This window comes from Albimonas sp. (assembly GCF_055129145.1).
In genome coordinates this window covers 1-7638 of record NZ_JBSRTQ010000179.1, presented here as the reverse complement: position 1 = coordinate 7638, position 7638 = coordinate 1, and the positions used below count along the sequence as shown (strand labels likewise).

Here is a 7638-nt window from a genome sequence, read left to right as displayed (position 1 = left end):
TCGCGCTCGCCAGCGCCGCCGCCGCCGCGGTGGCGGCGCTGGGCGACTCGCGGGCCGAGATCGCGCCGGGGGTTCTGTCGCTCTCCGCCCTCGCGCCCAGCCGAGACGCCGCCAGGACCGCTGAGGCCGCGCTGCGCGATGCGGCGCCGGAGGGGGCGACGCTGCTGATCGACATCTCCGCCCCGCCGCCGGCGCTGACGCCGTTCCGCTTCGGCGTGGCGCTCGGCCCCTCGGGCGGGGCGCTGCTGAGCTGCGACATGCGCTCGGACGCCGAGCGACGCGAGGTTCTGGCCGCCTTCGCCGAACTGCCGGGAACCGAGGGCGCGGCCGAGGGGTTGTGCCGACTCGGCGTCGGCGCGCCCTCGCAGCGCTGGGGCGAGGCGGCGGCGGCCGGGGTGCGGGCGCTGGGCGCGCTGCGCGCCGGGCGGTTCGAGATGATCGACGCGGATGCGCGGCTGGTCGCCGCGCCCTCGACCGGGCCGCGGCGGTTCGCACGGGTGGCGCGCGAGCTCGCCGCCCAGCTGCCGCCGTCCTTCGCGCTGCACCTGGCGCCGCCGCCCGACCGCGGCGGACCGCGCGGGGGCGGCGGAGCGCCCGACGAGGACGCGCCGCGCTGGTTCGCGGTCAGCCTCGCCGGGAACGGATCGGTGGCCCTCGAGGGCGGCGCCCCCGACGCCGCCAGCCGCGCCGCGGTCGCGGCCTACGCCCGCGCCCGCTTCGGCGCCCCGGCGGTGGACGACGGCCTCGACCTCGCCGAGACCGCCGCCCCCCCCACTTGGCGCCGCGCGGCGCTGGCCGGGATCGACGCCATCCGCCCGCTCGACCGCGGCGCGCTGACCTATGACGGCGAGACGGTCGTGGTGGAGGGCGCGTCGCTGCGCCCGGCCGCCGCGCGCGAGACCGAGGCGGCGCTGGTTCCCCTGCGGGCGTTGGGCGTGGCGGCGCGCAGCGTGGTGACGGTGGATCTGCCGGCGCTCGCCGCCCGGCTGCCGCTGCCGCCCGCCGACTGCCTCGCCGCGCTGAAGGCGGAGGTGGAGGCGAACCCGATCGGCTTCGACCCCGGCGCGGCGGCGATCGCCGCGGAGAGCCTGCCGGTGCTCGATCGCCTCGCCGCGATCCTCGGCCGCTGCAGCGGGCTGGTGGTGGAGATCGGCGGCCATACCGACAGCCAGGGGCGCGAGAGCACCAACCAGGTGCTGAGCCAGGGCCGCGCCAGCGCGGTGCTGGCCGGGCTGCTGGCGCGCGGGGCGCCGCTGTCGCGCCTGATCGCGCAGGGCTATGGCGAAAGCCGGCCCATCGCCGACAATGGCGACGAGGCGGGCCGGGCGCTGAACCGGCGGATCGAGTTTTCCGACGCGACGCTGAGCGCGGCGACCCAGGGCGACGGCTATGACGACGGGTCGGGGGACGGCTCGGGGGACGGCTCGGGGGACGGGGGATGACCCGGATCGAGCTCGCGGTCGCGTTGGGGCTGGCGCTGCTGGCGGCGGCGGCTCTGGGCTGGGCGCTGGGGACGCTGCGCGCGCAGATCCGGCGGCGCGGCGGCGCGGAGGCGCGGCGCATCGCCGAGCTGTCGCGAAGGCTCGCCGACGCGGAGGACGCCCGCGATGCGCTGGCGGTCGAGACCGAGACGGAGCTGACCGCGATTTCGGCCGCGGCGGCGGAGACCGAGACCGGCCTGCGCCGGGCGCTGACCGAACGGACCGCGGAGCTCGACGCCGCGATGGACACCATCGGCGCCCTGCGGCGCGAGATCGACGTTTTGCGCGGGGCGGCCTGAGCCGGGGGGCCTCGTGCGGCCGCGGCGCGCACAACTCCGTCAGGCATCGCCCGCAGGGTCGGGCGCGCCGGGGCGTCGCTTGCCGGCCCCTGCCCGCTCGGGCTAGATCCGGGTCTTGGTTCAATAACATGAGAGGTGCGGGCATGAGCTCCGACAGCGCGGTACGGACGGGTTACGGGGTGGACGGCGCGCCCGATCCCAGCGACGCGCTGCCGCCCGAGGCTTTGCCCGAAGGCTGTCATACGGTCGTGGTCGGGGTCGGCGACCTCAACGGCATCCTGCGCGGCAAGCGGGTGACGGCGGCGCATTGGCGCTCCGTCCGCCGGCGGGGCATCGCGCTCGACAACACCTTCTTCGCGATGGATGTGGGCTCGTTGCTGGTGCCGAATTCCTATTCCTCGGCGGAGGGCGGGTTTCCGGACCTGACCATCGTGCCGCGCGGACCGCTGCGCCCCGTGCCATGGGAGGAGGGAGTGTGGCTCTGCCTCGGCCAGGCGCGGGAGAAGGACGGGTCCCCGATCCCCATCGACCCCCGCCAGCCGCTGCTGCGCGCCGTGGCGAAAGCCCGCGAGATGGGATTCGAACCGCGCGCGGCCGGCGAGCTGGAGTTCTACCTGCTCGACGACAAGACGCTTCGCCCGCGGGAGAACCGGCCCGAATGCTACGGATTGGGAAGGGCGGCGGAGCTGGAGCCGGTGCTGGGCCCGATCCGGCGGCATCTCGCGGAAATGGGCGTGCCGGTGGAGCAGTCCAACCCCGAATTCGCCGCCGGTCAGGTCGAGGTGAACCTGCGCCACGCCCCGATTCTGGAGGCGGCGGACCACACGCTGCTGCTGCGCGGCATGGTCAAGCAGATCGTGCGGCCGCACGGGCTGGTGGCGTCGTTCATGGCGAAGCCGTTCCATGACCGGTCGGGCAACGGGTTCCATGTGCATCATTCGCTGTGGCGCGACGGGGAGAACGCCTTCGCCGACGAGGGCGGGCTGTCGGAGACCGGGCGCTGGTTCCTCGGCGGGCTGCAGGCGGCGATGCGGGAGAGCTCGATCGTGGGGTCGACCCACCCGAACGCCTATCGGCGGCGGATGAACTATTCCTACGCCCCGATGAACGCGAGCTGGGGCGTGGACAACCGCACCGTCGCGCTCAGGGTGATCGAGGGCGAAGGGGCGGAGGACGACCCGACGGTGCGGATGGAAAGCCGGGAGGCGGCGGCGGACTGCAATCCCTATCTGCTGATGGCGGTTCAGCTCGCCTCGGGCCTGCGCGGCATCGCGGAGGAGATCGAGCCGACACGCCCCACGGAGGGCGACGCCTACGCGCTGGAGAACCGCCGGCCGCTGCCCGCCACGCTGCGCGAGGCGATGGAGGCGGCGGCGGCCTCGACCTTCCTGGTCGAGACGTTGGGCCAGCCGCTGGTCAGCCTGCTGATCGACAACGCCGCGCGGGAGCTGTCGGTCGTGGAGCGGGAAGTGCCGCCCTCCGAGCTCGCGCGGTATCTGGAGGTGATGTAGGCGCCAGGGCCCCGGCTGCGGGAGCCGCGCGACGGCCGGCCCGCGGGTCGGGGCGGGGCGCCCGCGCGGCGCTGGGACGGGGGCGCCGGGCGGCGCCGGGCGCCGGGGCGCAGCGACGTTTCCCTCGTCATGCGTTCGCCGACGGTTGAGAAGGCAGCGGGCTGAGGCGCCGTCGCGCGCGACTGACAGGGGCCGGGCTGATCGGGGCCGGGCCGCGGCTATTGCAGGGCCGCGACCTCCCGGTTGGCGAAGGTCAGGCGGTCGGCGAGGATGCGGATCACCAGTTCCTGCAACGCCATCGCCGCGGCGGGATCGTCGGTCTTGAGCCGGGCGAAGGCGTCGGCGTCCAGCGCCCAGACCTCGGTCTCCCGGTCCGCGATCACGGAAGCCGAGCGGGCGGCGCCGGTGAAGAAGCCGATCTCGCCGATCACCGTGCGCCCCAGCGCCGAGCGCAGCCGCCTCCGCGCCGCCTCCGGCGCCTCGAGATAGATCGAGACCCGCCCGCCGACGATGAAATAGAGCGCCTCGGCGGGCTCGCCCTGCCGGCACAGCGCCTCGCCCGCCGCCAGATCGCGGCGGCGCAGGATCGCGGCGATGCGGAAGGCCGGACGCGGGGCGGGACCGGCATGGTCGTCCAGCGCCTCCGCCAGCCATTGCGCGATGGAGGGGACCGGGCCGGCGGCGCCGCCCAGCGCGGCGAGAAGATGGTCCTCGCACAGCTCCAGCCCCTGTTCGAGAGTGGGGAAGGTCAACTCCCCTTCCACCCCGAGCGCGCGGGCGCGGCGGCCGCCCGGCTCGAGCCCGGTGAGCACCAGCAGCGCGCCGGAGGCGGCGAGCTGCTTGCGCAGACGCTCGAACGCGGCGCGGGCGGTGGAATCGACCCCGGTGACCGCGTGGAAGTCGAGCGCCACCGCATGCCCGGTCGCGACGCCGGGGGGATGGGCGCGGGCCTCGGCCTCGGCCGCGGCGCGGGCCTCCTCCACCAGGCGCGAGGCGACGCCGAAGAACAGGAAGCCCTGCAGGCGGAAGATGCGGATGCGCCCGCCCGCGGCGCGCAGGGCGGCCTCGTCCTCCGCCGGGCGATCGACGAAGCTCGCGTAATCGGCGCGGGTCAGGCGCTGGCGCACGGCGGGGGCCCGGGCGCAGGCGAGCGCGAAGCTGACGCAGGAGGCGGTGACGCCCAGCGCCACCCCCTCCAGATAGCCGTAGGCGACGATGACGGCGAAGATGGTCAGGGCCAGCGCCGCCTCGCCCCGCGACAGGTGCAGCGCGCCGCGCCACAGCCATTGCCGCAGCATGCCGCAGCCCATGTAGATCAGCATGCCGCCCAGCGCGGGCATCGGCACATAGGCCGCCACGCTGGGCCCGCCGGCGGCGAAGGCCACGCAGATCAGCCCGGCGACGACGGCGGCGAGGCGGCCCCGCGCCCCCATCTCGACATTGGCGGCGGAGCGGCCGAGCGAGAGGTTGGACACCAACCCCCCGAAGGTCGAGGCGGCGGCGTTGGCGGCGGCGGAGGCGAGGAATTCCCGGTCGAGGTCGAGGGAGGCGTCGATCTGCGCCTCCAGCGCCGCGGCGTTGAGCATCAGGGCCATGCCGGCGACGAGGGCGACGGCGACGATCTCGGGCGCGAAGGGGGCGAGGGCGGAGAGGTCGGGCGGGCGGTCGAAGAACACCATCGCCGGCAGCAGCGCCCCGCCGGGCGCGATCGCGGCGGGCAGCCAGCCGCCGGCGCGCAGGGTCTCGATCGGGACGAGGTCGAGGCCGGCCGCGCCCGACACGGCGGCGCCAGCGGCGAGCACCAGCACCGGGGCGGTGAGCGCCGAGCCGGTGAGCCGGCGCGCCACGGCGATCACGCAGGCGACCCCGGCGGCGGCGAGGGCGGGGGGCGGCAGCGAGAGGCTGAGCGCCGCGTCGAAGGCGGGCCCGCGCTGCAGCCCGGCGGCGAGCGCCACGCCGCCCCCCGCCAGCAGCGCGCCGGAGGAGGCGAGGAAGCCCGCGGTCACCGGATAGGGCACGAAGCGCAGCCAGCCCGCCAGCCGCCACGCCCCCACCGCGCCGAGGCAGAGCGCGGTGAACATCGCCGCCAGCACCAGCGCCGCGATGGCGTTGGAGACGGCCTGCGCCGCATCCGCCGCGCCCTGCGCCGCCACCCCGGCCGCGAGCGCCGCGGCGACGGCGATCACCGGCGTGTCCGGGCCGCCGACCACGCGGGGGTTGGAGGAGAGGGCGGCGAAGGCGAGGCAGGCGATGCCCGAGGAGAGCGCCGCCGCCGCCACCCCGGCCCGGGCGAGCTCGGCCATCGGGCCGGCGAAGACCAGCGCGCTGAACGACAGCGCATAGGCGATGGACATCAGCGCCAGCGTCCCGCCGGCCGCGAGGTCGCCCCAGACGGTGCGTCCGGCGAACCTGTCCTGCGTCCGCGCGATCTGCGGTTGGTCCGCGCTCACCCTGTCCCGCCCCGTTGCCGCGATGTCCGCGCGAGCATAGGGGGCGCGCGCCTGCGCACAAGTGGGCGTTCCCGCATCCGAAGCCATGAATGCGGGCGGCGCGTCGAACAAGCGGCCGACGAGATCGGCGCGGGCGCGGGTCCGCCCGCGGCGGGCCACGCGGGCTGGATCACTCGGGCTGGATCATGGGGAACGGGATCACGGGGAGGCGGCTAGGGCAAGGCGGTCAAGGCAAGGCGGTCACGGGGCGCCGGGCGACGGGCTTCGCTCAGCGCGGCAGCCGCAGCACCGCCCGCAATCCGCCCAGCCGCTCCGACCGCTCCAGCGTGATCGCCCCGCCATGGGCGCGCGCGATGTCGAGCGCGATGGCGAGCCCAAGACCCACGCCGCCGCCCTTGTCCTGGTTGCGCGCCGCGTCGAGCCGGGTGAAGGGGCGGAAGGCGGCCTCGCGCCGGTCGTCGGGGATGCCGGGGCCGTCATCCTCCACCGCCCATTCGACGTAAAGCCGCCCGACCCGCAGCGTCGCCTCGGCCCGCGTCCCGTAGCGGCAGGCGTTCTCCAGCAGGTTGCCCAGCGCCCGGCGCAGCGCGCCCTCGCGCACCATGATGGGCGCGGGGCGGAGGCTGTCGGGGGCGAGGCGGGTGACGACCTCGCCGCCGCCGCGCCGGGCGGCCTCGGCGGCGGTTTCGAGGAGGGCGGCGGGATCGGCCTCGGTCGCCTGCTCGCCGGCCCCGCCGCGGGCGTAGTCGAGGAAGGCGGCCAGCATCCGCTCCATCTCGTCGACGTCGCGCTTCAGCTCTTCGGCTTCGGGCTGGTCCTCCATGAAGGCCAGCGCCAGCTTCATCCGGGTCAGCGGCGTGCGCAGGTCGTGGGAGACGCCGTAGAGCATGTTGGCGCGCTGCTCCATCGCCCGTTCGACCCGGCGGCGCATGTCGAGAAAGGCGGCGCCGGCGCGGCGGATCTCGTCGGCGCCGGCGGGGCGGAACGGAGCGGAGCGGCCGCGGCCGAAATCCTCGGCGGCGGCGGCGAGCTGGCGGATGGGGCGCACCTGGTTGCGCAGGAAGATCACCGCGACGACCGCCAGCAGGGCGGCGGTGGCGACCATCCAGACCAGCAGGATATGCGGGTTGGAGGCGATGGTGCGCTTGCGCGGGATCAGGGCGCGCACCACCCCCTTTTCGGTCTGGATCTTGACCTCCACATCGCGGTCGTAGCGCACGAGGTCGATGGCCATCGGCCGGGGGATGTTGGCGCGCAGCGTCTCGGCGAGCGCGTTGCCCGAAACGTCGTAGAAGCGCCGGATCCGCTCGGGCGAGACCTCGCGCCCCGCATCCAGCGCGAGCGTCAGGCCGAGCGGGCGGGCGAGACGCTCGAGCCCGGCGCGGGCGGATTCGATGTCCGGGGCCTCGTCCACCGCGGCGACGGCGTAGTTGAGCTCGAGCGCGACGGCGCCGGTCATCTGCTCGGTCACCCCGGCGTAGTGGCGCTGGATGAAGAGGCCGGCGACGACCCCCTGCAGGAGGATGATCGGGGCGAGCAGGATCAGCAGGGCGCGGCCGAAGAGCGAGCGGGGAAGGTATTTCTTGAAGGGCTTGGCCATGGGGCCACGCTGCGACGGGCGCGGGCGGGCGCCAAGGGGAAAAGCGTCGCGCGGGGGGGCGGGGGAGGGAGCCGCGCGACGGGCGGGGCGCGTGGGGCGGCGAGGCGCCCGCGCGGCAGGGCGGCCGGCGGCGCGGGTTCGGACGGGGCGGGAGGGCGACGGCGGGGATTCGGGGAAGGCGGGGATTGGGCGGGGCGGGAGCTGTGAGAGGAGCGGACGGGCGGCGGAGCGGACCGGTCGCGGAGCGCGGGGGCGCGATCCGCGACGCGCTGGACCATGCAGGGATCGCCTCGCCCG

Annotated in this window: 5 protein-coding genes; 3 read left to right on the top strand and 2 right to left on the bottom strand. The window is 75.9% G+C overall.

Translation table 11 applies throughout. The annotated features are described in order from the left end of the window. From ACTB72_RS19175 to ACTB72_RS19165, 3 genes are all read left to right on the top strand, one after another. On the top strand, nucleotides 1-1442 hold a 1442-nt coding region (locus tag ACTB72_RS19175; RefSeq protein ID WP_463038619.1), incomplete at its 5' end, for an OmpA family protein. Then, nucleotides 1439-1780, top strand: a complete 342-nt coding sequence (locus ACTB72_RS19170) for a hypothetical protein (RefSeq protein WP_463038618.1) — start codon at nucleotides 1439-1441, stop codon at nucleotides 1778-1780. The genes ACTB72_RS19175 and ACTB72_RS19170, both read left to right, overlap by 4 nt. A 143-nt stretch (nucleotides 1781-1923) precedes the next feature. Beyond that, the gene (locus ACTB72_RS19165; RefSeq protein ID WP_463038617.1) at nucleotides 1924-3291 is read left to right on the top strand and encodes a glutamine synthetase family protein; all 1368 of its coding nucleotides are present in this window, start codon (nucleotides 1924-1926) and stop codon (nucleotides 3289-3291) included. A 218-nt stretch (nucleotides 3292-3509) separates the two neighbouring features. Here ACTB72_RS19165 and ACTB72_RS19160 read toward each other — a convergent pair whose 3' ends face one another. After that, the gene (locus ACTB72_RS19160) at nucleotides 3510-5741 is read right to left on the bottom strand and encodes a SulP family inorganic anion transporter (RefSeq protein ID WP_463038616.1); all 2232 of its coding nucleotides are present in this window, start codon (nucleotides 5739-5741) and stop codon (nucleotides 3510-3512) included. 268 nt (nucleotides 5742-6009) lie between these two features. Then, nucleotides 6010-7341: an ATP-binding protein gene (locus tag ACTB72_RS19155; protein WP_463038615.1), complete on the bottom strand. Its 1332-nt coding sequence runs from the start codon at nucleotides 7339-7341 to the stop codon at nucleotides 6010-6012. Nucleotides 7342-7638: the final 297 nt, after the last annotated feature.

What these genes read in the sequence shown, in the direction of transcription:
- ACTB72_RS19170 (WP_463038618.1), top strand. Translation starts at nt 1,439, where the DNA reads ATGACCCGGATCGAGCTCGCGGTCGCGTTGGGGCTGGCGCTGCTGGCG.
- ACTB72_RS19165 (WP_463038617.1), top strand. Translation starts at nt 1,924, where the DNA reads ATGAGCTCCGACAGCGCGGTACGGACGGGTTACGGGGTGGACGGCGCG.
- ACTB72_RS19155 (WP_463038615.1), bottom strand. Translation starts at nt 7,341, where the DNA reads ATGGCCAAGCCCTTCAAGAAATACCTTCCCCGCTCGCTCTTCGGCCGC.